22 protein-coding genes and 1 riboswitch are annotated in these 22,703 nt (G+C 65.8%); of the genes, 7 read left to right on the top strand and 15 right to left on the bottom strand.

Features of this window, described 5'->3' with window-relative positions; genetic code table 11:
• Positions 1-146 precede the first annotated feature (146 nt).
• Positions 147-1,751 carry an esterase/lipase family protein gene (locus L6D89_RS24165; protein ID WP_236201435.1) on the top strand — a complete coding sequence of 535 codons (1,605 nt, stop codon included), beginning with the start codon at positions 147-149 and terminating at the stop codon, positions 1,749-1,751.
• A gap of 19 nt (positions 1,752-1,770) precedes the next feature.
• Here L6D89_RS24165 and L6D89_RS24160 read toward each other — a convergent pair whose 3' ends face one another.
• From L6D89_RS24160 to L6D89_RS24125, 8 genes are all read right to left on the bottom strand, one after another.
• Entirely contained in the window at positions 1,771-2,157 is a 387-nt protein-coding gene (locus L6D89_RS24160) for a nuclear transport factor 2 family protein (protein ID WP_236171850.1), read from the bottom strand.
• Positions 2,158-2,248: 91 nt separating this feature from the next.
• Positions 2,249-3,073, bottom strand: a complete 825-nt coding sequence (locus L6D89_RS24155; protein WP_236201434.1) for an aldo/keto reductase — start codon at positions 3,071-3,073, stop codon at positions 2,249-2,251.
• Positions 3,074-3,175: 102 nt separating this feature from the next.
• Entirely contained in the window at positions 3,176-4,270 is a 1,095-nt protein-coding gene (gene ddlA, locus L6D89_RS24150; RefSeq protein ID WP_236171852.1) for a D-alanine--D-alanine ligase, read from the bottom strand.
• 92 nt (positions 4,271-4,362) lie between these two features.
• The gene (locus L6D89_RS24145; protein ID WP_236201433.1) at positions 4,363-5,232 is read right to left on the bottom strand and encodes an ABC transporter substrate-binding protein; all 870 of its coding nucleotides are present in this window, start codon (positions 5,230-5,232) and stop codon (positions 4,363-4,365) included.
• A gap of 131 nt (positions 5,233-5,363) precedes the next feature.
• On the bottom strand, positions 5,364-6,068 hold the full coding sequence (locus L6D89_RS24140; protein WP_236201432.1) for a (2Fe-2S) ferredoxin domain-containing protein: 705 nt from the start codon (positions 6,066-6,068) through the stop codon (positions 5,364-5,366).
• Positions 6,068-7,942, bottom strand: coding sequence for a TonB-dependent receptor plug domain-containing protein (locus tag L6D89_RS24135; protein WP_236201431.1), 1,875 nt, complete (start codon positions 7,940-7,942; stop codon positions 6,068-6,070). Before L6D89_RS24135 ends, L6D89_RS24140 begins: the two co-directional genes overlap by 1 nt.
• 175 nt (positions 7,943-8,117) lie before the next feature.
• A riboswitch (cobalamin riboswitch) is annotated at positions 8,118-8,324 on the bottom strand.
• Between the two features lie 61 nt (positions 8,325-8,385).
• Positions 8,386-8,814, bottom strand: coding sequence for a VOC family protein (locus tag L6D89_RS24130; protein WP_236171858.1), 429 nt, complete (start codon positions 8,812-8,814; stop codon positions 8,386-8,388).
• A gap of 60 nt (positions 8,815-8,874) precedes the next feature.
• Complete coding sequence (locus tag L6D89_RS24125) at positions 8,875-9,603, bottom strand: class I SAM-dependent methyltransferase (RefSeq protein WP_236201430.1); 729 nt, start codon at positions 9,601-9,603, stop codon at positions 8,875-8,877.
• Between the two features lie 165 nt (positions 9,604-9,768).
• Between L6D89_RS24125 and L6D89_RS24120 the strand changes: the two genes are divergently transcribed.
• On the top strand, positions 9,769-10,137 hold the full coding sequence (locus tag L6D89_RS24120; RefSeq protein ID WP_236201429.1) for a cupin domain-containing protein: 369 nt from the start codon (positions 9,769-9,771) through the stop codon (positions 10,135-10,137).
• 10 nt (positions 10,138-10,147) lie between these two features.
• Here L6D89_RS24120 and L6D89_RS24115 read toward each other — a convergent pair whose 3' ends face one another.
• From L6D89_RS24115 to L6D89_RS24105, 3 genes are all read right to left on the bottom strand, one after another.
• The gene (locus tag L6D89_RS24115; RefSeq protein WP_236201428.1) at positions 10,148-10,474 is read right to left on the bottom strand and encodes a helix-turn-helix domain-containing protein; all 327 of its coding nucleotides are present in this window, start codon (positions 10,472-10,474) and stop codon (positions 10,148-10,150) included.
• Positions 10,458-10,712, bottom strand: coding sequence for a type II toxin-antitoxin system RelE family toxin (locus L6D89_RS24110; RefSeq protein WP_236201427.1), 255 nt, complete (start codon positions 10,710-10,712; stop codon positions 10,458-10,460). Before L6D89_RS24110 ends, L6D89_RS24115 begins: the two co-directional genes overlap by 17 nt.
• A 91-nt stretch (positions 10,713-10,803) precedes the next feature.
• Positions 10,804-11,802 carry a GlxA family transcriptional regulator gene (locus tag L6D89_RS24105; RefSeq protein ID WP_236201426.1) on the bottom strand — a complete coding sequence of 333 codons (999 nt, stop codon included), beginning with the start codon at positions 11,800-11,802 and terminating at the stop codon, positions 10,804-10,806.
• A 102-nt stretch (positions 11,803-11,904) separates the two neighbouring features.
• Between L6D89_RS24105 and L6D89_RS24100 the strand changes: the two genes are divergently transcribed.
• The 4 genes from L6D89_RS24100 (at position 11,905) to L6D89_RS24085 (ending at position 16,066) form a co-directional block, all read left to right on the top strand.
• The gene (locus L6D89_RS24100; protein WP_236201425.1) at positions 11,905-12,453 is read left to right on the top strand and encodes a cysteine hydrolase family protein; all 549 of its coding nucleotides are present in this window, start codon (positions 11,905-11,907) and stop codon (positions 12,451-12,453) included.
• Positions 12,454-12,666: 213 nt separating this feature from the next.
• The gene (locus L6D89_RS24095) at positions 12,667-13,263 is read left to right on the top strand and encodes a LemA family protein (protein ID WP_236171867.1); all 597 of its coding nucleotides are present in this window, start codon (positions 12,667-12,669) and stop codon (positions 13,261-13,263) included.
• Positions 13,264-13,284: 21 nt separating this feature from the next.
• Positions 13,285-15,195 (top strand): M48 family metallopeptidase, encoded by a 1,911-nt coding sequence (locus tag L6D89_RS24090; RefSeq protein ID WP_236201424.1) that lies wholly within the window; start codon positions 13,285-13,287, stop codon positions 15,193-15,195.
• A 496-nt stretch (positions 15,196-15,691) separates the two neighbouring features.
• The gene (locus L6D89_RS24085; protein ID WP_236201423.1) at positions 15,692-16,066 is read left to right on the top strand and encodes a 5-carboxymethyl-2-hydroxymuconate Delta-isomerase; all 375 of its coding nucleotides are present in this window, start codon (positions 15,692-15,694) and stop codon (positions 16,064-16,066) included.
• Positions 16,067-16,126: 60 nt separating this feature from the next.
• Here L6D89_RS24085 and L6D89_RS24080 read toward each other — a convergent pair whose 3' ends face one another.
• The 3 genes from L6D89_RS24080 to L6D89_RS24070 form a co-directional block, all read right to left on the bottom strand.
• The gene (locus tag L6D89_RS24080) at positions 16,127-17,506 is read right to left on the bottom strand and encodes an amino acid permease (RefSeq protein ID WP_236201422.1); all 1,380 of its coding nucleotides are present in this window, start codon (positions 17,504-17,506) and stop codon (positions 16,127-16,129) included.
• A 325-nt stretch (positions 17,507-17,831) separates the two neighbouring features.
• Positions 17,832-18,509: a class I SAM-dependent methyltransferase gene (locus tag L6D89_RS24075; protein ID WP_236171874.1), complete on the bottom strand. Its 678-nt coding sequence runs from the start codon at positions 18,507-18,509 to the stop codon at positions 17,832-17,834.
• 62 nt (positions 18,510-18,571) lie between these two features.
• Positions 18,572-18,826, bottom strand: a complete 255-nt coding sequence (locus L6D89_RS24070) for a hypothetical protein (protein ID WP_236201421.1) — start codon at positions 18,824-18,826, stop codon at positions 18,572-18,574.
• A gap of 311 nt (positions 18,827-19,137) precedes the next feature.
• Between L6D89_RS24070 and L6D89_RS24065 the strand changes: the two genes are divergently transcribed.
• The gene (locus tag L6D89_RS24065; protein WP_373874987.1) at positions 19,138-22,254 is read left to right on the top strand and encodes a transglycosylase domain-containing protein; all 3,117 of its coding nucleotides are present in this window, start codon (positions 19,138-19,140) and stop codon (positions 22,252-22,254) included.
• 222 nt (positions 22,255-22,476) lie between these two features.
• Here the strand turns inward: L6D89_RS24065 and L6D89_RS24060 are convergent, their stop codons facing one another.
• Positions 22,477-22,698, bottom strand: coding sequence for a VF530 family protein (locus L6D89_RS24060; RefSeq protein ID WP_236201420.1), 222 nt, complete (start codon positions 22,696-22,698; stop codon positions 22,477-22,479).
• Positions 22,699-22,703 lie beyond the last annotated feature (5 nt).

The raw sequence follows: 22,703 nt of genomic DNA, 5'->3' as shown, positions 1-22,703 counted from the left end.
GCCTCGGCAAAGTCGACGGCGAGTACAGCCCACATGCCACGGCAACCGTGGTTGCCTCCCAGCAGCCCACCGTCTGGTGGCAAACGGCGAGGTTGCTGCTGCTGCCGCCCTCGCGCCAAGGATCGACTGGCCATCAGGAGACTGCCATGGAAAAGATGAAAGCCCCGTTCTTCCCGATCATTTACGTACGCGGCTACGCCATGACGCGCGGCGAAATGGACGAGACTACCGCCGACCCGTTCTGCGGCTTCAACCTGGGCTCCACCGTGATGCGCGCGGTGCCCGAGCGCAACCGGCCGCCACGCAAGTTCGTCTTCGAATCACCCGTGGTGCGCCTGGGCAGCGACTTCGGCTACAGCGACGTCTACGAGGACGGCTACGACATCCTCGACCCGGAGTGGAGCGATCCGGCGGCCGGCAACCTGCTCGGCGCACGCTCGATCATCATCTACCGCTACTACGACCCGGCCTCGGCCCTGCTGGGGATCGGCAAGACACCGACCATGGAGGCGTTCGGCAAGGGCCTGAGCGAGCTGATCCTGAAGGTGCGCGATCTCGCCTGCGCGAACCCGGCCAACGGCATCACCAAGAGCACCTTCCGCTGCTACCTGGTCGCCCACTCCATGGGGGGCCTGGTCTGCCGCACCTTCCTGCAGAACCCGAAATGCGGCTCGGACGAAGCGCGCCGCGCCGTGGACAAGCTCTTCACCTACGCCACCCCGCACAACGGCATCGACGTGGCGGGCAGCAACGTCCCGGCCTTCCTCAGCCTCAACGACATCAGCAACTTCAACCGCGGCACGCGGATGCCCGAGTACCTCAACCTGGCGAAGTCGCTTGGGCGCGTCGACCTGCTGGCGGAATCGGAGCTCGCCCCGCGCAAGGTCTTCTGCATGGTTGGCACCAACCGCAGCGACTACGAAGCAGCGGCAGGCCTGTCACGAACCTTCGTCGGCAATGGTAGCGATGGCCTGGTGCGCATCGAGAACGCCACGCTCAGCGGGCTGAGGGGCAAGACCGTCGGCGAGGAATGCGCCAAGGCCTTCTGTTATCGCTCGCACTCGGGGTTCTTCGGTATCGTCAACAGTGAAGAGGCCTACCAGAATCTCACGCGCTTCCTGTTCGGCGACGTGCGCGTGGACATCTGGCTGGACATCGCCGATCTGCGCCTGCCCAAGGCGGTACAGGATGCCGCTGGTGGAAGGCCGGTGAACGCGCTGTACCAGATAGAACTGCTCGCCGCGCCGCGCGGCAAGCTCTGGTACCTGACCCGCCGCACCGCCGAAGAGGACTCCGCCGCCTGCGTGACCCACGCGACCTGGAAGAACAAGCCGAAGCACTACCTGTCCAGTGTGTTCCTCGCCAACTATGCGCGGGTCAATCCGCGTCGCCACACCCTCGCCTATAGCCTGACCCTGGGCGTGCGCGTGCCCGACTACGAGATCGAGAAACGCCTGTGGCCCAACGAGCACTACGAGGGCAGTTATCTGTTCCGTAACACGGTGATCATCGAGTTGCAGCCGCCACGCAGCGCCGCCGAGACCTGGAAAGTCGCCTATGCCTGGCAAGGCACGGGGGTCAACAGCGTCAGCAGCGAACTGGCGCCGGAGCAGTTGAAGAACGGCTACGTGCAGGTAGCCCTGCCCATCGATAGCGACCGCGACGGCAAAATCACCGATCCAGCCATCAAAGGCACCCTGCGCTTCGTGGTGTCCGGCTGGAACGACGGTGGCGACTGGAGCAACGTCTGACCGAGCCTGGCGGCGGCGCTCAGTTGTCCAGCGCGCCGCTATGCAGGTAATAGAGCTTGTTGATGATCTGCCAGCCACTGCCAACCTGCAGCAGCGACAGGTAATCGGTGAAATGCATGCCGAGAAACTCGTCGGTGACCTTGGCCACCGCGCTGTCGCCGGTGATGTCCAGGGACTTCAACTCCCACGCCGGCGGCGCGCCTTCCGAGGGCGGCGATTCGGCCTTGATCGCGCCGATGAACTCATCCAGCGAGGACCACTCCAGCGCGCCGTGGTAGTTGCCGATGATCTTGCAGGAAGGATGGAAGGCCTGGCGCAGCCTCGCCTCGTCGCCGAAGGTCATGCCTTCGACATAGTCCGTGAGTACCCGGTTGATGGCGGCACTGTCCGCCGTGTAGTTGCTCATCGCCTCTGCCCTCCCGGCCATCTTGGCCATGGGGGAAGGCTAGCACCCGGCCCCGGCCGCGCCCCGGAGGGCGACGACCGGAGCCCAGGCTTCAAACCACGGCCAGGTGACGCTTGCGGGTGGGTGGCGGGAAGGCAGCGTCGAGGGCTTCGATATCCGCGGACGTCAGGCGAAGCTCCAGCGCCGCCGCATTGTCGCGCACATGCATGGGCTCCACGGCCTTGGGAATGGCAATCACGCCCGGCTGGTGGATCAGCCAGGCCAGCGCCACGCGCGCCGGAGTGGCGTCGTGGCGACCGGCGATCTCCTGCAGCACCTGGTGGCGCAGCAGCTTGCCGCCCTGCCCTACCGGACAGTAGGCCATCAGCGGCATGCGCTCTTCCTGGCACCAGGGCAGCAGGTCCCATTCGATGCCGCGCTCCTCCAGGCTGTACTGCACCTGGTTGGTGGCGCAGGCCGGTTCGTTCAGCTCGTGCATGTCGTCGAGGTCGAAATTGGAGACGCCCCAGCGCTTGATCTTGCCCGCCTCGCGCAGGCGCTCGAAGGCATCCACGGTTTCATCCAGCGGGTACTGGCCGCGCCAGTGCAGCAGGTAGAGGTCCAGGCAGTCGGTGCGCAGGCGTTTGAGACTGCGCTCGCAGGCTTCGGGGACGCCGCGTCGGCTGGCGTTGTGCGGGTAGACCTTGCTGACCAGGAAGACCTGCTCGCGCAGCCCGGCCAGCGCCTCGCCGACCACCTCTTCCGAGCCGCCCTCGGCGTACATCTCGGCAGTGTCGATCAGGGTCAGGCCGCGCTCGATGCCTTCGCGCAGGGCAGCGACTTCGCGCTTGCGCTGCAGGCGATCCTCGCCCATGCGCCAGGTGCCCTGGCCGATGGCGGGTACGGCGGTGCCGTCGGCAAATACTACGGTGTTCATCTCGTGCTCCTTCTGACGGTTCGTTACGGGACACGGGGCCGGCCGCCCGGATCGGGCGGCGGGGTGTCAGGGTAGCGCATGCGCAAGGAGCCCGGCGAAGGATCAGCGGTTGGTCTGCAGGTTGCGCCGGGCAGCGTGGCGCTCGATAGCCAGGTCGATCAGACGGCTGACCAGCTCGCTGTAGGTCATCCCGGCAGCCTGCCAGAGCTTGGGGTACATGCTGATGCGGGTGAAGCCGGGCAGCGAGTTCAGCTCGTTGACCAGCACCTCGCCGCGGTCGGTGAGGAACACGTCGACCCGCGCCAGCCCCGAGCACTCCAGCGCGAGGAAGGCGTCCACGGCGAGCTGGCGGATACGCTCGCTGGCCTCGGCCGGAATATCCGCCGGGACCACTACCTTGGCAGCGTCCTCGTCGATGTACTTGCTGTCGTAGGAATAGAAGCCGCTACCGACGACGATCTCGCCGCAACCACTGGCGATCGGCTGTTCGTTGCCCAGTACCGCGCACTCGATCTCGCGGCCCTTCACGGCGGACTCCACCAGTACCTTGTCGTCGAAGGCCAGCGCCAGGCGCACGGCTTCGTCGTAAGTGGCCTCGTCCTCGACCTTGCTGACACCCACCGACGAGCCCATGTTGGCCGGCTTGATGAACAGCGGCAGGCCGAGCTTGCGCTGTGCCTCGGCGAACGGCGTGCGGGCGGCATTGGCGCGGGTCAGGGTGATGAAGGGCGTGATGGCGATGCCGGCGTCGCGCAGCAGGCGCTTGCTCACGTCCTTGTCCATGCAGATCGCCGAGCCCAGCACGTCGGAGCCGACGAAGGGAATATCGGCCATGCGCAGCAGGCCCTGCAGGCAGCCGTCTTCGCCCTGGGTGCCATGAACGATGGGGAAGATCACGTCGACATGATCGAGCAGCTGGCGGCTGCCGGTTTCTACCAGTTGCTGCTCGGCCTTGCCCGGCACCACGGCCAGCTCGCGGTTGGAGCGGTTCAAGGCAATCAGCGCCGGGTTTTCCTGGTTGAGCAGGTAGTCGGAGGCATCGTTGAGGTGCCAGCGGCCCTCCTTGTCGATGCCGATCAGCACCGGCTCGAAGCGCTCGCGGTCCAGTGCATCGACGATGTTCTTCGCCGATTGCAGCGACACCTCGTGCTCCGCCGAACGCCCACCGAAAATCACTCCAACGCGCAACTTGCCCATGACAGCCTCCGCATGATCGATGGGCGCTTTCTAACACGGGCTCCGGTACTTGGGTAGGAACAGTGGCCGGCGAACAGACGAGCCGCCTCTGCTCAGAACCGGCTCAGAGCCTGCGCCAGTTCACGAGCCGCCTGGCCGCTGTGCACGCCAGGGAACAGATGAGTGAACGGCAAGGCGACGAAGCGTCCTTCGCGCACGGCGCGCAGGCGCGACAACACCGGGTCGGCGCGCAGCGTCTTCTTTTTCTGCTCGGCCGTGGACCACAGCGCATCGGCCAACAGGATCACGTCCGGGTCACGCGCCAGCAGTTGCTCGGCATTGGCGGTGAAGCTGCCCAACTCGACATCCTCGAACAGGTTGTGCGCGCCGGCCGCATGCAGCAACTGGGTGATCACACCGCGCCGGCCCTGGCTCTCCAGTCCGCTGCTGGCGCTGTCGAGGTAGAAGACGTCCAGCGGCTCGTTGTCGGCAAAGAGACGGCGGGCTTCGGCCAGCTCGGCGCGTTGCTGGCGGATCAGTGCCTGCGCCTTTTCCTGCTCGCCGAGCAGGACGCCGAGTGTTTCCAGATCCACTTCGACGCCCGCAAAAAGATCACCCTGCCGCGCCAGGCAGCCGGCATCCAGCAGATAGCTGGCGACACCGTGCCCAGTCAGTTCCTCGCGGGACAGATTGCCCAGGCGGAAGGCCGAGGCGAAGCCGGCCACCACCAGGTCCGGCTGCTGCGCGTAGACCGCCTCCGCCGACGGGTACTGGCGCGCCAGCAGCGGCACGCCGCGATAGCGGCCGCCACTCAGGTTGAGGTCGTCATCGATGTAGGCCACGCCGATCAATCGCGACCCGGCCCCCAGCGCCAGCAGCAGGTCGGCGGCGTGCTGGTTGAGGGCGAGGATGCGCTGCGGCGGGTGGTCGATGTGCCAGTCCTGTCCACAGTTGCGGTAGTCCTGGGCGGACGCCGTCGCCATGCCCAGCATCCCCGCCACCCCAAGCGCCAATGCCAATGCGTAGGAGCGAGCTTGCTCGCGAACCCTCCCGGGCGCCCAAGGCATCAAGCGGTTCGCGAGCAAGCTCGCTCCTACGAAAAGCAGTCGGCGCATCATGGCTCTCCATCCACGCGCAACTCGGCCACCGGCACGCCATCAAGCAGATGTTCCTGCACCACCCGGCAAACCTGCTCATCACTGCGCAGGCCGTACCAGACACGCTCGGGGTAGACCGTCAGCACCGGCCCGCGATTGCAGGGAAACTGGCAACCGGTGCGGGTCAGCAAGGCGCCCTCGGCGTTCTCGTAGAGGTCATGGCGAATCAGCTCGCGACGCAGGGTCTTCCACAACGGTAATGCGCCCCGGCGCACGCAGCGTGGCCCTGCGCAGAGGAACAGGTGATGACGATGTGGCGGCGGAGCGGACCAGTCCGGCTGCGACGGCACCGCACCGACACCCCGGCATTCCAGCTGTTGCGCCGGATCATCGATAGCCGCCAGCACCGCGCCGACGTCGAGCCCGCGCCGGCCGAGCGCCGATGCCGTGATGCTCGGCACCGGCGCCTGCGGAAACTCGTCCGCCAGTACCGCCAGTTCGGCGCGCAGCCAATCGAGGTAGGCGCCGTCGGTGGCGGGTTCCAGGTCGACCAGCAACAACGCCACGCCATCGGCAAGCTGCGCGCTCGCTCGGGCCCAGAGCCCATCGAAACCCTCGCTGGTGTCGATACTCTCGACACCCGCCAGACGCGCCGACACCTCGCGGTGCAGTCGCTCGCCCTGGGCGCCGGCCAGTGGGCCGACCAGCAGGATGGCCTTCATCAGAAGCTGAAGGTGTAGCGCAGCTCGGCGCTGCGCGGCCGGCCGAGGTTGTCTACCTGGCGGATGCCGTTGCTGGTGCGGCCGGTGGCGTAGTCGCGGTCCAGCAGGTTCTCCAGCAGCAGGCTCAGGCGATGCGCGCGAGCCGCGTCGAGGTAGCGATAGGCATCGCCGTCGAGCACCGTGTAATGGCCGTAGTCGTCGTCCTGGGCGCTGACGATGGAACCCACGTAGCGCGTGGCAAGACCGGCGCCCCAGAGGTTGTCGTCATAGCCGGCACGCACGCGGGCGAAGAAGTGCGGGATGTTGTTCACCGTCACCCCCTCGCGGCTGTCCACCAGGTTGCGCGTGGCGTCGGCCGAGACCTGCCAGTTCCGGCCGAACTGCCACTGGCCGTTGGCTTCCACGCCGCGCACTTCGATCTCGCCGTTGCCGTTCACCCATTGATCGCCCGCGAGGGTGATGAGGTCGGTGATCTCGCGGCGGAACAGCGTGACGCTGCCGCTCCACGGCTGGTCGAACAGCTCGCCGGTGTAATCCAGGCCCAGCTCGGCATTGCGGCTGCGCTCAGGCTTGAGGTCGCGGTTGCCGACTTCGTCGCCCGGCTCGTTGACGAACAGCTGCTCGGCGGTGGGCAGCTTGAAGGCGGTGCCGAACTGGCCGCGCAGCTTGAGCTGCTGCGTGAGGTCATACAGCGAGGTGAGCATCCACACCGTGGCGCCCTCGCCGCCGGAGATTTCCTCGCGGCGCACGCCCAGGCTCGGGTGCCAGTCGGGCAGCGCGTCGATGCGCGGGCGCAGCTGGGCGTACAGCGCATGGGACTCGGCCTTGTCGTTGTCGATGATCAGCACATCGTCCTGGCCCTTGTACCACTGGTTGTCGCTGCCGAAGACCAGCTCGTGGCCGCCGCCGAACCTGGCCTTGCCTTCCAGTTGCGCGCCCCAGTCGGTGAAGCCCCAGTAGTCATTGTGATTGAGCACCTGGGTGCCGCCGCCCTGCAGGTTGTAGACGCGGTCGTAGCGGGTGTCCCAGTCGTTGAGGTGGGTCTTGGCGAACCAGCTGAAGTCGTCGCTGACGCTCTGCTGGAAGGTCGCCGTGGCGATCTGCTGCACGCGGTTGTTGCTGGTGTGGTGGTTCGATGTCGGCCGGGCGAAGTCCAGCTCGGCGTCGGCGTACTGGTAGAACAGCTCCAGCCGCGAGGCGTCGCCGATGGCCTGGATGGCCTTGGCGCCGAACACGTTGACGTCATAGGAGCGGCGCTTGTCGCTGACCGTGCTGGTCATGTCGCGGTCGCGGTATGGCTGGTAGCCGTCGGAGCGGTTGTGACTGACGTAGGCCATCAGGCCGAGGTCGCCCAGGCCGTTGTGCACGACCTTCTCCGCGCGGGCATCGCCGCTGCGGCCCTTGAAGGTATCCAGGCCGAGGTTGACCTCGCCGGACGCCTCGCGAGAACGCGCGCTGCGGGTGACGATGTTGATCACCCCGGACACCGCCTGGGTGCCGAACAGCAGGCCCTGGCCGCCCTTGAGCACCTCGATGCGCTCCACTGCGGTGGTCGGCAGAGTGTCGATGTAGATGCCGCCGTAGAGGCGATTGTTCAGGCGCACGCCGTCGAGCAGGATCAGCGTGTCGTCGTTGCGCCCGCCCAGCAGCGAGTAGGTGCCGTAGTCGAACGGGCCGTTCTTCGGCGCGACGAACAAGCCCGGCACGTACATCTGCAGCACGCGGGTGAGGTCGGCGCTGGGGCCGGCGCGCTCGATCTGCTGGCGATCGATGACTTCCAGCTTGCTGCCGTAGCGGGCCATGTCGGCCACCGTGGTGGACTCCACGGAAGGCGCGCTGACGATTTCGTCCGCGAGATCGAGCGGAGCCGCCACAAGCTGCGAACTCAGGGCACAGAGGGAGAGAACAGGAGACCAGCGCAGGGCGCGCCGGGCGTTGGAAACAGGAGAATGCAAGGTGATCGCCTCGAAATCGGGATTTCGCAGGCGGCGCAGCGACACCCGGAACGAGCGCGCCCCGGGAACCGGCTCACGCCCGCCCACCGCGGGTTTGCCAAACAGGTTCCAGGCCGGTCTCCGGGCTTGCGAGGGGCCTGGGGCATCCGCCTTCCCATGCTTGCGCACAGTGGCCTAGTGGATGCTCCGCTCGCTTACCGTTGCGGGGGCAGCGCCGGACTGATCGCACGAAGGCGACGCACCGGCTTCCCGTTTCACCTCACGCACGGCGGCGTGAGGCACCTGGAACGGGGCGCATATCAACATTTGCGGTGGGAAAGCGTCAAGCTCGGGGCTTGGGCAGGATGTTGCGGACGTAGCCTTCAGTGCCACGGATCGTAGGTGCCGAAGCTCCAGATGTGCCCTTCCGGGTCGCGGCAGGTGAAGCCCTGGCCGCCGTAGTCTTCGTCCTTGATGTCGATGACGATCTGCGCAGCGCCGGCCACCGCTGCGCGGTACATCGCTTCGGCATCCTTCACCACCACGTAGATGCTCTGGGTGCAACCGCCGATCTCGTCGGGCTGGCGCATCAGCCGTCCGTACTCGTTGTCGTGCAGCGAGCCGAGCATTACCAGGCCGCTGCCATCGGCCAGCGCCAGCTGCGCGTGGGCGATACCGCCGTGGTCATCGGCGACCACCAGTTGCCGCTGGAAGCCGAAGGTCGCACACAACCAGTCAATGGCCTGGGGCGCATCACGGTAGCGCAGGCAGGGAATGACGCTGGGGCGGGCGATGGGAGCGGGCGTGGACATGGCGGTCTCCGGCGAGGAACGGGCGCAATGTTCTGAGCATAGTCGCGCGCTTTTCGCTCCTCAGCGCTGCGCGGCGACCAGCAGCAACATCGGCCGCTCGCGCTCTTCGGCCAGAGCCGGATTGGCCTGCACCTGTCCGGCGCTCGGGCCCCAGTCCTCGACGTGACGCAACGTCAGCCCCGCGCCGATAACCGCATTCAGGATGCTGCCGAGGGTGCGATGGTGCTTGAGTACACCCTTGGCCAACCAGTCGGTGCGGCGCTCGCCTTCGTCCTGATAATGGTCCACCGGCCAGCAGCGGCGTCCATCACCGTCGACGACCCAGCCGGGCTTGACCGAGGCCATGTAGATCGGGTGTTCGATGGAGAACACCAGGCTGCCGCCGGGGCGCAGCGCGTCGTGCACGTTGCGCATGAAATGCGCCAGGTCTGCGAGGTAATGCAGGGTCAGCGAGCTGTAGGCGAGGTCGAAGGCCGCGGTGGGCAATTCGAGCTGGTCGAGGTCGGCATGGAAGTAGCTCACCTGTGCGGCGTCGGTGTTCGCCCGTGCGTGGTCGAGCATCTTCTGCGACACGTCCAGCCCGCTCACCGTGCGCGCGCCCTGCTCCGCGGCGTAACGGCTGAACCAGCCGTAGCCGCAACCGAGGTCGACCACGTCGAGGCCCTCCAGCGGCGGCAGCAGCGAACGCAGCGCGGCCCACTCCGGCGCGCCGTCCAGACCGTGCTGCGAGCGTGGCAGCTGGGCGTAGCCAGCGAAGAATTCGGGATTGTCGTAGATGTTCTGCGCCATGGATCGGCACTCCTTTCTGACGGACCAAGGACCGATTGTCTGCGTCAAGGGCGAGGGCGGCAACCCGATGAGGTCAATGCCGTGGCGATCGAAGCGCAATTTCCTGCAAGACCACTTGCCGGGGCCGCCGTAGTTTCGGGAGAAAGATCCCCAGGAGGAAACACCGTGACCCAACGCCAACCGATCAACCTGCAGGACAAGCTCGCCCTCATCCAGGAAACCTGGCAACCGCGGGTGATCGCCGAGATGAACGACTACCAGTTCAAGGTGGTGAAACTGCACGGCGACTTCGTCTGGCACAGCCACGCCGACACCGACGAGACCTTCATCGTGCTCGACGGCGAACTGCGCATCGACTTTCGCAACGGCCCGCTGACCCTGCGGGCTGGCGAGCTGTATGTGGTACCGCGCGGCGTTGAGCACAAGCCGTACGCCGAGCAGGAAGTGCAGGTAATGCTGATCGAGCCCCGCGGTGTGCTGAATACCGGCGACCAGGGCGGCGAGCGGACGGCGGAGAATGATCAGTGGGTGTGACCGCCGCTACTCAGAGATCCAGCAGATCGGCGTGAACGCCCAGAGCCTTGGCGACCCTTTCTCGCGTTGGTTTTCGCGGTCGGGTCGCAGTTTCCTGCTGGGCATAGGCGGACTGGCTGATACCGATACGCTCGGCGACTTCCGCCTGGGTCAGGCCTAGATGTCTGCGCCAGGCGCCGATGGCGGTAAGCCCTTCCTTGACCATGAAGCCCACTACCTCATTGGGCACCAAGTCCTCTTTCGGGTGGTTGGCGATGTACTCCGCGTAGGGAATGACCACGAAGGCCGGCACGCCGTCCGGCCCATTGATGATCTGCACGTTAGTACGTGTGCTCATCGCGCTTGCTGACCTCTTCAATATTCACGATGCGGATGCCTCCATCCCAATCGAACAACACCCGGTAATTACCCACCCGCAAACGGTAGCCGTATGCATGATTGGAAAGCCTCTTCACATTCCGGACATCCGGCATCCGGGCAAGCGCCTGAACGGCATCGTAGATTGCCGGCTGGTCCGCCTTGTTCAGCCTGCCGAGCTGCTTTACTGCCTTTCGGGTCCAGTTGATCCGGTTCATGGCTGCCTCGCTGAGGAGGCAGCCAATATAAGACTTTCAATAAGTATATTAGCCCGAGCGCGGCGGTTTGGGATAAGGGTCTCAGCAGCGCTCAGCTCTTGTCGGGCACTTCCGCCGCTTTTGCCCCGAAACGCTTGCGGTAGTCGCTCGGCGCCATCCCGGTGATCTTGCGGAAGGTGCTGCGGAACGAGCCCGGATCGAGGTAACCCACCGTGTAGGCGATGTGGTCCACCGTGCCGTTGGTGAACTCCAGCAACTCGCGCGCCTTGCCCACCCGCAAGTGCTGGCAGTACTCGGTGGGCTTGAGCCCGGTGGCGGCGCGGAAGCGGCGCAGGAAGGTGCGCTCTTCCAGCCCGGCCTGGGCGGCCATGGCGGCGAGGCTGACGTCCACCGCGCCGTTGCCCTGCAGCCAGTGCTGCACCTTGAGGATCGCGGCGTCGCCATGCCCCAGCAGTGGTGCGAAGTTGCTGCCGCATTGCTGGGCGCTGTCGCTGTGCTCCACCACCAGGAAGCGCGCAGTGCGGTTGGCGATGCTCGGGCCGAGCAGACGGTCGACGACGCGCAGGCCCAGTTCGGACCAGGCCATCAGCCCGGCAGAGGTGATCAGGTCGCCGTCATCCACCATCGGCTTGTGGGGTTCCAGGCGCACCTTCGGGAAGCGCTGGGCAAACGCCTCGGCACCGCTCCAGTGAGCGGTGGCGCTGCGCCCATCGAGCAGCCCGGCCTCCGCCACCAGCAGCCCGCCGATGCAGACCGAGCCGACGATGGCGCCCTCGCCATGGCGAGCGGCGAGCCAGTCGGTGAGGTTGCGCAGTGGCGCCGCGTCGGGCAGGCCGAACAGTGACGGCGGCACCAGCACGGCGACCAGGCGGCTGTCAGAGCCGGGATGCGTATCGAAGACACGATGAGGTTCGCTGCCTGCCTCCCCGGACCAATGGCTGACCCGCAGCGCCGGCAATTGCCCGGCGGCCTCTTCGGCAGCGATGCGTTCAGCCACCGCGAACAGGTCGGTGAGCCCATGCAGCGCCGCCGTCTGCACACCGGGATAGAGCAGCAACCCGATCTCGACGACGCTTCGTTGCACAACCATTGTCAGTTTTCCCCCGGTTATTGTCGTTCCGCCTGATCCCCGCCTGGCGCGCGGCGAACCATACTGGCTGCACTTCCTCACCACTCACAAAGGAATTTGGACATGGCAAAGCAAGCGCTCATCCTAGTGGATATCCAGAACGACTACTTCCCTTCCGGCAAGTGGCCGCTGGTTGGCATCGAAGCCGCCGCCGACCAGGCCGCCAAGGTGCTGGCGGCGTTCCGCGAGCGCGCTGACCTGGTGGTGCACGTGCGCCATGAATTCGACAGCGCCGACGCGCCGTTCTTCGCCCCCGGAAGCGAAGGGGCGAAGATCCATGGCAAGGTCGCCAGCCTGCCCGGCGAACCGGTGGTGCTCAAGCACTTCGTCAACGCCTTCCGCGACACCGATCTGAAGGGCATCCTCGACCAGCACGGCGTGGAATCGCTGGTGGTGGTCGGACACATGAGCCACATGTGCGTGGATGGCGCGGTGCGCGCCGCCGCCGACTTCGGCTACCCGGTGACCGTGCTGCATGATGCCTGCGCCACCCTGGACCTGGAATTCAACGGCGTGAAGGTGCCGGCAGCCCAGGTACACGCGGCCTACATGGCCTCCCTGGCGTTCGCTTACGCCGACGTGGTGTCCGTCGCCGAGTACCTGAACCGCTGATCCGGAGCGCTGCTACCAGCAGACCTGAAGCTGGGCGATACCTGTAGGAGCGAGCTGGCTCGCGAACCGCTTGATGCCGAGGCGCCAGGCGAGTTCGCGAGCCAGCTCGCTCCTACAGCTGCGGGCAGTCTCCCGCCCCCTGCAACGAGGCGACCCGTTTCATTGGCTTTCCGCTATTATCGACGCTCGATCGCCTGCCGATAAGGACATCCCATGAGCGTCTCCTCGATCATCACCCTCGCCATCATCGCTGGCGTCATCTTCCTGCTGATCAGCGTGTTCAACCGCCTGGTGGCGCTGCGCAACCGCTACCAGAACGCCTTCGCGCAGATCGAAGTGCAGCTCAAACGCCGCTACGACCTGATCCCCAACCTGGTGGAAACCGCCAAGGCCTACCTCAAGCACGAGCGCGAGACCCTGGAAGCGGTCATCGCTGCGCGCAACGCTGCGGTGGCCGGTCTGAAAGCCGCTTCCGAGCAACCCGGCGACGCCGGCCGCATGGCCCAACTGGCCGCCGCCGAGAACGCCCTGGGCGGCGCGATGGGGCGCCTGAACGTGACCCTGGAGGCCTACCCGGACCTCAAGGCCTCGCAGAACCTGCAGCAAGTCAGCGAGGAGCTGTCGAGCACCGAGAACAAGGTGGCCTTCGCCCGCCAGGCGTACAACGACGCGGTGATGGAATACAACACCTACCGCCAGTCGTTCCCCGCCAACTTCCTCGCCACCACCTACGGCCACAGCAAGGACGCCAGCCTTCTGGAGTTCGAAGACAGCAAGGAAATCCAGGCCGCGCCGAAAGTCGCTTTCTAAAAACCCGGCGCAGGACGCGCGATGAACTTCTTCGAACACCAGGACCGCGCCCGCAAGCAGACCGGGCGCCTGGTCCTGCTGCTGACCATCGCTGTGGTCTGCCTGGTGACCATCACCAGCTTCGCCCTGGGCTGGCTCTGGCGTCACCTGGGTGAGCCGGCGCTGCACCTGACCTCGCGGGCCTCGCTACCCGATCCGGAGCTGTACCTGTCGGTAGCCGCGGTGATCGTCGGCGTGGTGGTCCTCGGCGCGCTGTACAAGCAGGTGCAGTTGAGTGCAGGCGGCAAGGTCGTGGCCGAGAGCCTGGGCGGCCGCCTGCTCAACCTCAGCGCCAGCAACGCCGACGAGCGTCGGCTGCTCAACGTGGTCGAGGAAATGGCCCTGGCCTCCGGCTCGCCGGTGCCGCCGGTGTATGTGCTGGAAGACGGCTCGATCAACGCCTTCGCCGCTGGCCTGACCCCGCGCGACGCGGTGATCGGCATTACCCGCGGCGCCATCGAGCAGCTCGAGCGCAACGAACTGCAGGGCGTGATTGCCCACGAATTCAGCCATATCCATCACGGCGACATGCTGCTCAACACGCGCCTGACCGCCCTGCTCCACGGCATGCTCCTGCTCGGACTGATCGGTGGGATGCTCCTGCGCGGCTGGAGCGAAACCAGCAGCGGGGTGCGCATCAGCACCCGCAGCAGCAGCAACGACAAGAACGGCGGCGGCAGTGTGGTACTGCTGGTGATCGGCGCCGGCGTGGTGCTCTACGTGCTGGGCTATGTCGGGACCTTTTTCGGCCAACTGATCAAGGCTTCGGTCAGCCGCCAGCGCGAGTACCTGGCCGACGCCTCGGCGGTGCAGTTCACCCGTGATCCCTCGACCATCGCCGGTGCGCTCAAGAAGATCGGTGGCAACCCGTTGGGGGCGCTGCTCAGCGCGCCGCGCGCCGCCGAGTTCAGCCATATGTACTTCGGCGATGGCGTGGGCAGCAGCTGGTTCGACACTCACCCGCCACTGAAGGACCGCATCCGTCGCGTCGATCCGGGCTGGGACGGTCGCTACCCGAAATTCGAACCATGCCTGGATGTGCCGCTGATGAACAAGGAGGCCTGGACTGCCGCCGTCACCGGCCAGCCTTACCAGCCCAGCGCCGTGGAAGTGGCCGTGGCCTCCGTGGGCGCGCCGACCGTCGCGCACCTGCAGGAAGCCCGCAGCACCCTGCAACGCCTGGACGAGCGCCTGCAGCGCGCCGCCCACGACAGCGAAGGCGCCGAGGCCCTGGTCTACGGCCTGCTGCTGGACAGCGAACCCGGCCTGCGCGCGCGCCAGTTGGAGGCGGTCAAGCAGCGCCTGAACCTCAGCCTGGCGCTGCAACTGGACCTGCTGGAGGAGTCGCTCCAGCACCTGGACCCCGGCCAGCGCCTGCCACTGCTCGACCTGGCCATGCCGGCGCTGAAGCAACTGGACACCAAGGGTTTCCTGGCCCTGCGCGAGAACATGGCGCTGCTGATCAAGCTCGACGGCAAGGTGAAACTGCTGGAATGGACGCTGCTGCGCATCATCGAGCGCAACCTGCGGCCGGGCAGCGGCAAGCTCGGCAACGTCGCGCTGGCGGACCTGGCCGATGCCTGTGCAACGCTGCTGGCCTTCCTTGCGCGCGTTGGTGAAACCAGCGACCTGCAGACCGAGCAGGCGTTCGCCGATGCCTGGGGCGGCCTGCCCTTCCCGCCCCGCCCACTGCCGGCTGCCGCCAGCCTGCGTGATCTGGAAAACGCGTTGAAACAACTGGAGCAACTGCGTCCGCTGCAGAAACCGCAACTGCTCAAGGCACTGGCGCGCTGCATCGAGCACGACGGACGCATCACCGCCGGCGAAGCGGAGCTGATGCGTGCGGTGGCCGACATCCTGGATTGCCCGATGCCGCCGTTGCTGGCGGGCTGAAGCGCCCTCAATCCAATCTGCAGGAGCGAGCTTGCTCGCGAACCCGATTCCGCAGCGGAGTCCGTTCGCGAGCAAGCTCGCTCCTACATAAAGCCCCCTCCCTCTGGCTCTGGCTTTAAAGGACTTCCAGAGAAACATCCACACGCTCCGGAATGCCCCTTTCAGGAGGCCTCGTTGAAGCGGAGTTTCAGGGGTTGAGCGGCATGGATGCCGCGAGAGCCACGATGGGCCAGGGATGGCTCGTCGTGGCGGGCCCCTGAAACTTCGCTTCAACGAGGGAATTTTTCGCCTAAGCGAAAAACCGGATGGAGGGGCAAGACTTTTTGGTTCCTTTTGGGGCGTTTGCCAAAAGGGACTCGCCGAGAGGCGAAACACGAACCATCCGAACACGCCGACGCGGCGCAGCATCACCTAGCTCCAACTAAGTGATCACTCGTATGTCCTGCTCAGTTACGCCCTCCTAGGATGGTCGCACCGAGCCTAGGACAAAAAGCCCATGCCCCACATCGCCATCGACTACACCGCCAACCTCACCGACGACCTGCTGCCTCTGGAACTGCCTGCAAAACTCCACAAGGCAGCACAAGACCTCGGCGTGTTCCCCAGCAACGGCCTGCGGACCTTCGCCCGTGCCATCGACCAGTTCCACGTCGGCACCGCCACCCAGGACGAAGCCTTCATCAACATCCAGATCCGCATCGCCCCAGGCCGCCCCGAGGAGCTACGCCAGCGCATCGTCGACAGCCTGTTCGCCAGCGCCGAACAGACCCTAGCCGCGCTCATCGAAAAGCGCCCCGTCGGCCTGCAACTGGAAATCACCGAACTCGACCGCAGCCTCACGCGCATGGCCGGCAGCCTGCCCACCACTTGACCCGGCATGAAAAGAAAAAGGGCCTCCGAAGAGGCCCTTTTTCATTCGCTCAACCGCCCGTCAGGCACGGCTGGCAACGCTGCCCTGCTCCTTGGGAGCCAGGTTCAGCGCGTAGTACAGCACCGTCAGCAGCACCAGGAAGGCCGGGCCGATGTACAGCGCAATGCGGGTGTCCTCGAAGAACGCCATCAGCACCACCACCAGCACCAGGAAGGCCATGGCGAGGTAGGAACTGATCGGGTACAGCCACATCCTGAACTGCAGCTTGCCGGCTTCGGCGGCGGAGAGGCCGCGGCGGAATTTCAGCTGCGCCAGCAGGATCATCGCCCAGGTCCAGATCGCCCCGAAGGTGGCGATGGAGGTCACCCAGGTGAACACCTTCTCGGGCACCAGGTAGTTCAGCAGCACGCCCAGCAGCAGCGCGAAGATCGACAGCAGCAGCGCATTGCGCGGCACGCCGCCGCTGGAGGTCTTGGCGAACACCGCGGGAGCCTGGCCATGCTGGGCGAGGCTGTAGAGCATGCGACCGGTGCTGAAGATGCCACCGTTGCAGGACGACAGCGCGGCGGTGATCACCACGAAGTTGATGATGCCGGCGGCGGTCTTGATGCCCATGCGCTCGAAGGTCATCACGAAGGGGCTGCCCTGGGTGCCGATCTCGTTCCACGGGTAGATCGACATGATCACGAACAGCGCGCCCACGTAGAACAGCAGAATGCGCCAGAACACCGAGTTGATCGCGCCGGGGATGGTCTTCTGCGGGTTTCTCGCTTCACCGGCAGTAAGGCCGATCATTTCCACGCCCAGGTAGGCGAACATCACCATCTGCAGCGACATCAGCACGCCGGTGATGCCGTGGGGCATGAAGCCGCCGTTGCTCCAGATGTTGGAGATGCCGGTGGCGATGCCACCGTTTCCCAGGCCGAAGAGGATCATGCCGGCGCCGGCCAGGATCATGGCGACGATGGTGACGATCTTGATCAGCGCGAACCAGAACTCGAATTCGCCGAAGGCACGCACGGCGATGAGGTTGATGGTGCCCATGCTCGCCAGTGCGGCCAGCGCCCAGATCCAGCGCGGCACATCGGGGAACCAGATGCCCATGTAGATGGCCACCGCGGTGATCTCCGCGACACAGGTCACCAGCCAGAGGAACCAGTAGTTCCAGCCGGTCAGGTAGCCGGCCAGCGGGCCCAGGTAGTCCTGCGCGTAGCGGGCAAAGGAGCCGGCCACGGGATTGTGCACGGCCATCTCGCCGAGGGCGCGCATGATCACCAGGATGGCGAGACCGCCGATGATGTAGGAGAGCATGATGGCCGGGCCGGCCATCTGGATGGCCTTGGCGGAGCCGAGGAACAGGCCGACGCCGATGCAGGCGCCGAGGGCCATGAGACGGATGTGCCGCTCGTTGAGATCCCTTTGGAGATCGTGGGACGACATGCTGATGCAACCTCATTTTGTTCTTGGGAGTAATCAGCTGCGGACTCTGAGTGCAGTCAGGGTGCGGAACCACCGGAAAGGCTTCGCCACCGCGCCGGTCGGCACGGAGGGAGAAGTGTCTGGCAGTTCCAGGACGGCACACCGGAAGAGGCTGCCCGCTCTTGTGAAGCGGACGTGGGCATTGCGGGAGGACCACGGCTGAGGTCGCGGGCGAGTGTTACACAAGTGTGTGGGAAACGTCTGCACCACCAAGGTGCAATGTGACCAAAGGAATAGCGGCGTATCGCCACATCTGTCCGCGCCAACAGGGCCGGTGCAGAGCGCTTCAGCCTGTCAGCGGCTGCAACTCCAGCAGCAGCGAGCAGGGCTGGGCAGTGACCGGATGGCGCGGCTCACGCAACTGCCGCAGACGCCAGCCGCTGGCGGCCAGCAGCGCCAGCCAGGACTCCAGGGTGCGGAAGAACCAGGGCATCGGCGCGCGGAACTCAGCACCGAAGGCAGCGAAGGTTTCCAGCCGCCAGCCGTCCGCATAGGGCTCTTCACCGCAGGCTGCCCAGGGGTGCACGGTCTGGATCAGCAGGCGTCCGCCGGGGTTGAGGCGCTCGCGAAGTGCGCCGAGCAAAGGCGCGATGTAGTCGTCGAGCAGGGCAAAGTTGCACACCAGCGTATCGAACTGGCCGAGCGTCTGGCCCTGTTCGACCAGCGTCGCGTAATCCATCACCTCGAAGCGCCCGCCACCAGCCACCTGCGCGGCTTCGATCAGCGGCGCGGAGGCATCCACGCCGACACACTCGCTGCCGTTCTCGGCCAGTGCACGACAGAGCCAGCCTTCGCCGCAACCGATATCCAGCACACGCTGCGCCGTGCCCTCGGCGATAGCGCTGAGGATAGCCGCATCAGTAACCAGCCTTCGGCTCTCGATGCGCTGCTCGCGCACGGTGCGGGTCCAGGCTTCGGCGTTGGTCTGCCAGCTCTGGCGGATTCGGGCGTCGTGGTCGGTCATGGCGATATCCGTGAGTTGGGCGAAGGGATCGCGGATGAATCCGCTCCTGCGCAGGTGCCGGGCTACGGCGTCCTGAACGCCTTGGGTAGCGCCAGGCCCTTGGGCGGTGGGGTCTGCGGCAGCATCTCACGGCAACCGGCATCGCGGAATGGTCCGCCGATCTTCTGCCATCCCTCTCCCGGCGACGTCTGCTGGCAGGTATAGGCGCCGTCGAGCTTGCTCTGCCAACGGTAGAACGGCATGGGCGCCGCGTGAACGCTCTCGGTCAGCAGCAGAGCAACCAGCGGCAAGGCGAAGGGCAGAAAATGCGAACGCATGGGCGAGGGTTCCTGTCGAAGTCAGTACATTGCACCTGCTGGCCGTCGGCAAATCAATCCGGCGAGTCACCAACGGTGCCTTGCGGCGCGCAGATTTTCCGCCGCCGACTACGCTGGAGAATAGGAAAGCCGCTGGGACGGGGCTTTCGCGGCGCCGGGAGGGGCGTCGGCCATCACGTGGGCGGAGTCCGCTGACCTGAGGGCCTGTTGGCGTTTCGCCGTGTCTGCGACGTCGCCACCTTTGCGCAGAACTACGGCCTACCTCGAGACGCCAACAGAACCTCGCTGTTGAGCATGGGCAGGGCGTGAAGATGGGCAACTCGAAGCATTCCGGTACGCAAGCAGCAGGTCAACCGGGACGTCTGGGGCCCGGTATTTCCCCGCAGAAAGTCCACCATCACCGCTTCCTGATCCTGTTTCTCTTTCTCCTGCCGCTGCTTGCCGCGATGGGCGCTGCGCTGCTTTACGAAGCGCGCACCTCCAAGCTGCAGGCGCGCGAGCTGGCACGCTACGCCAGCGGCCTGACCTGGAGCCTGGAACAGGGCAGCAGCGACGATGTGGTGTATCCACAAGGCGGCCCCTTCGACCGGCGTCTGGGCTATCAACAGTTGCCGAACTTCCTGGGCCGCCTGCACGAGCGCAACTTCGTCACCCTGAGCCAGGCGCGCTTCTCCGATCCGCTGCTGCAGTACACCGGCCACGGCATGTTCCCGCCCTACCCGGAGAAGGCCCAGGCCGGCGTCGACATCGCCGACTGCCGCGGCCTGCCGATCTACAACTTCCGCTATCCGCAGCGTCTATACGCCAACTTCGAGAGCATCTCGCCGGCCATCGTCAACAGCCTGCTGTACATCGAGAACCGCGACCTGCTCGACCCCGACCGCCCCTACCTGAACCCGGCCATCGACTGGAGTCGCTTCACCCAGGCCTCGGTGGCGCAGGTGGGCAAGCTGGTCGGGCTGGGCAACCACGCCCCCGGCGGCAGCACCCTGGCCACGCAGATCGAGAAATACCGCCACTCCGAAGATGGCCGCACCAACTCCGTCACCGACAAGCTGCGGCAGATGGCATCGGCGAGCGTACGCACCTACCAGAACGGTGCGGAGAACATGGCCGCACGGCGCAACGTCGCCCTCACCTACCTCAATTCGGTGCCGCTCTCGGCGCAACCGGGCTACGGCGAAGTGAGCGGCCTGCCCGATGGCCTGTGGATCTGGTACGGCGCCGACTACCAGCAGGTCAACAAGCTGCTCAACGCTCCCCCCGCCTCCGGCGCGGAGCTGGCCGCGCAGGGCAAGGCGTTGCGCCAGGTGGTGTCGCTGATGATCGCCCACCGCCGACCCTCCTGGTACCTCGCCCGTGGCCGCGACCAGCTCGCCGTGCTGACCGACAGCTACCTGCGCCTGCTCGCGCAGAACAACGTGATCGCCCCGGAACTGCGCGACGCGGCGCTCAAGCAGAAGCTGGTGTTCCGCGACCCGCGCAGCGAACCGAGCTTCACCCCGCTGGAGAACAACAAGGGCATCGGTCTTGCGCGCACCCGCCTGGCCGGCATGCTCGACGTGCCGCTGTACGACCTCGACCGCTTCGACATGAGCTTCACCACGACCCTGCAGCATGAACTGCAGGAACAGGTCACCGGTTACCTGCGGCACCTGTCCGACCCCGACTTCGCCGAGCAGATCGGCCTGTTCGGCGAGCACCTGCTGTCCAGGGACAAGACCAGGGACGTGCGCTACAGCTTCACCCTGTTCGAGCGCACCCCCAGCGGCAACCGCGTGCGCGTGCAGACCGACAGCACCGAGCAGCCCTTCGACATCAACGAAGGCAGCAAGCTGGAACTGGGCTCCACCGCCAAGCTGCGGGTGCTCTCCACCTACCTGGAAACCATCGCCGACCTGCACGACCAATACGCAGCGATGAGCGTCGCCGAACTGAAGAAGGTGGATATCGAGCCGCTGGACATTCTCAGCCGCTGGTCCATCGACTACCTGATCGCCGCCAAGGACCGCAACCTGCCGGACATGCTCGCCGCCGCGCTGCAGCGCAAGTATTCCGCCAGCCCCTATGAAAGCTTCTTCACCGGCGGCGGCGTGCATACCTTCAGCAACTTCCGCAAGGAGGACAACGGCCGCATCCCGACCCTGCAGGACGCACTGCGCGAATCGATCAACCTGCCCTTCGTGCGCCTGCTACGCGACCTGGTACGCCACGACATCTATGCCAACGAGGGCAGCAAGGTCGCCGTGCTGGCCGACGACAAGGACCCGCGCCGGCAGGACTACCTCGACCGCTTCGTCGACAAGGAAAGCCAGGTCTACCTGCTGCGCTTCTGGCAGAAGTACAAGGGTAAGGACAACGACGAGCGCCTCACCACCTTCCTCGATGGCCTGCGCGCCTGGCCGGTGCGCCTGGCGGCGATCCACCGCTACCTGCAGCCACAGGCCGATATCCCGACCTTCGCCGCCTTCCTCCAGGATCGCCTGAAGCAGGGCAAATACGCCGGCGACAAGCTCACCGACAAACGCATCGAGGATCTGTATACGCGCTACGGTCCGGGCGCCTTCGACCTCAATGACCAGGGCTATGTCGCCCGCGTGCACCCGCTGGAACTGTGGCTGCTGGGCTACCTGCAGCGCCAGCCGGCGGCGACCTTCGCCGATGCCGTGGCCGCCAGCAGTGCCGAACGCAAGGAAGTCTACGGCTGGCTGTTCAAGTCGCGGCACAAGTACGCCCGCGATAAACGCATCCGCATCATGCTGGAGGTCGAGGCCTTCCTCGACCTGCATGAACAGTGGAAGCGCCTGGGCTATCCGTTCGATCACCTGGTGCCGTCACTGGCCACCGCACTGGGTAGTTCCGGCGACCGCCCGGCGGCGCTGGCGGAGCTGATGGGGATCATCCTCAACGACGGCGTGCGCCTGCCGACCCTGCGCATCGACAGCCTGCACTTCGCCGCCGCCACGCCCTACGAAGTCACCCTTGGCCCGGAGTCCGGCAATGGCCGCCAGGTGATGCGTTCGGAGGTCGCCCAGGCACTGCGTACCGCGTTGTCGCAGGTAGTCGACGCGGGCACTGCGCGGCGCTTGTCCGGCACCTTCAAGCTGGCCGATGGCAATGCGCTGGTGATGGGCGGCAAGACTGGCACGGGTGATAACCGCATCGAAAGCGTCACCCGCAGTGGCTGGGTGAAGAGCTCGAAGGCGATGAACCGCACGGCGACCTTCGTTTTCTATATCGGCCCGCGCCACTTCGGCACGCTCACCGCCTATGTGGCCGGCAGCGAGTCGGACAACTTCAAGTTCACCTCGGCGCTACCGGTGCAGGTGCTCAAGGGCATGGCGCCACTGCTGACCAGCTACCTGGAGCCGGGGATCAGCACCGGCTGCCAGGAGCGCCTGGATAATCTGCGGGTGAGTTGGCGCTGAGCGCCAAAACGTAAGCTGAATCTGTAGGAGCGAGCTTGCTCGCGAACAGCCTGATGCCCAGGTGCCAGGCGGGTTCGCGAGCAAGCTCGCTCCTACGCAAAGAACAGCCCGCTGCGCCGGAGACCTGCCGGCATGCGCCGCAGGAGCGGACTCCGTCCGCGATGGTTTCCGGCGCGATGCGGGTCTATCGCGGACGGAGTCCGCTCCTACGACACCCCAACCTCACCTGCCTTGGACGCTCTTCACATACAACGCTTCGACCTGCTCGCGCGCCCATGGGGTGCGACGCAGGAAGGTCAGGCTGGACTTGATGCTCGGGTCGTTCTTGAAGCAGCGCACGTCGATGCGCTTGGCCAGCCCGTCCCAGCCGTACTGCGCCACCAGCTGGTTGAGGATGGCTTCCAGGGTCACGCCGTGCAGCGGATTCTTCGGTTTGTCGGTCATGTCGG

The sequence above is a fragment of the Pseudomonas pseudonitroreducens genome, from assembly GCF_021603645.1.
GTDB classification, from domain to species: Bacteria; Pseudomonadota; Gammaproteobacteria; order Pseudomonadales; family Pseudomonadaceae; genus Pseudomonas; species Pseudomonas pseudonitroreducens.
Note: the sequence above shows the minus strand (reverse complement) of the source record. Positions and strands in the feature narration are given on the sequence as shown.

Bases quoted from the DNA above. Each gene is read 5' to 3' on its own strand.
- L6D89_RS24165 (WP_236201435.1), top strand. From the start codon at position 147: ATGGAAAAGATGAAAGCCCCGTTCTTCCCGATCATTTACGTACGCGGC.
- L6D89_RS24160 (WP_236171850.1), bottom strand. From the start codon at position 2,157: ATGAGCAACTACACGGCGGACAGTGCCGCCATCAACCGGGTACTCACG.
- L6D89_RS24155 (WP_236201434.1), bottom strand. From the start codon at position 3,073: ATGAACACCGTAGTATTTGCCGACGGCACCGCCGTACCCGCCATCGGC.
- ddlA (WP_236171852.1), bottom strand. From the start codon at position 4,270: ATGGGCAAGTTGCGCGTTGGAGTGATTTTCGGTGGGCGTTCGGCGGAG.
- L6D89_RS24145 (WP_236201433.1), bottom strand. From the start codon at position 5,232: ATGGCGACGGCGTCCGCCCAGGACTACCGCAACTGTGGACAGGACTGG.
- L6D89_RS24140 (WP_236201432.1), bottom strand. From the start codon at position 6,068: ATGAAGGCCATCCTGCTGGTCGGCCCACTGGCCGGCGCCCAGGGCGAG.
- L6D89_RS24130 (WP_236171858.1), bottom strand. From the start codon at position 8,814: ATGTCCACGCCCGCTCCCATCGCCCGCCCCAGCGTCATTCCCTGCCTG.
- L6D89_RS24125 (WP_236201430.1), bottom strand. From the start codon at position 9,603: ATGGCGCAGAACATCTACGACAATCCCGAATTCTTCGCTGGCTACGCC.
- L6D89_RS24115 (WP_236201428.1), bottom strand. From the start codon at position 10,474: ATGAGCACACGTACTAACGTGCAGATCATCAATGGGCCGGACGGCGTG.
- L6D89_RS24110 (WP_236201427.1), bottom strand. From the start codon at position 10,712: ATGAACCGGATCAACTGGACCCGAAAGGCAGTAAAGCAGCTCGGCAGG.
- L6D89_RS24105 (WP_236201426.1), bottom strand. From the start codon at position 11,802: ATGGTTGTGCAACGAAGCGTCGTCGAGATCGGGTTGCTGCTCTATCCC.
- L6D89_RS24100 (WP_236201425.1), top strand. From the start codon at position 11,905: ATGGCAAAGCAAGCGCTCATCCTAGTGGATATCCAGAACGACTACTTC.
- L6D89_RS24095 (WP_236171867.1), top strand. From the start codon at position 12,667: ATGAGCGTCTCCTCGATCATCACCCTCGCCATCATCGCTGGCGTCATC.
- L6D89_RS24090 (WP_236201424.1), top strand. From the start codon at position 13,285: ATGAACTTCTTCGAACACCAGGACCGCGCCCGCAAGCAGACCGGGCGC.
- L6D89_RS24085 (WP_236201423.1), top strand. From the start codon at position 15,692: ATGCCCCACATCGCCATCGACTACACCGCCAACCTCACCGACGACCTG.
- L6D89_RS24080 (WP_236201422.1), bottom strand. From the start codon at position 17,506: ATGTCGTCCCACGATCTCCAAAGGGATCTCAACGAGCGGCACATCCGT.
- L6D89_RS24075 (WP_236171874.1), bottom strand. From the start codon at position 18,509: ATGACCGACCACGACGCCCGAATCCGCCAGAGCTGGCAGACCAACGCC.
- L6D89_RS24070 (WP_236201421.1), bottom strand. From the start codon at position 18,826: ATGCGTTCGCATTTTCTGCCCTTCGCCTTGCCGCTGGTTGCTCTGCTG.
- L6D89_RS24065 (WP_373874987.1), top strand. From the start codon at position 19,138: ATGGGCAACTCGAAGCATTCCGGTACGCAAGCAGCAGGTCAACCGGGA.
- L6D89_RS24060 (WP_236201420.1), bottom strand. From the start codon at position 22,698: ATGACCGACAAACCGAAGAATCCGCTGCACGGCGTGACCCTGGAAGCC.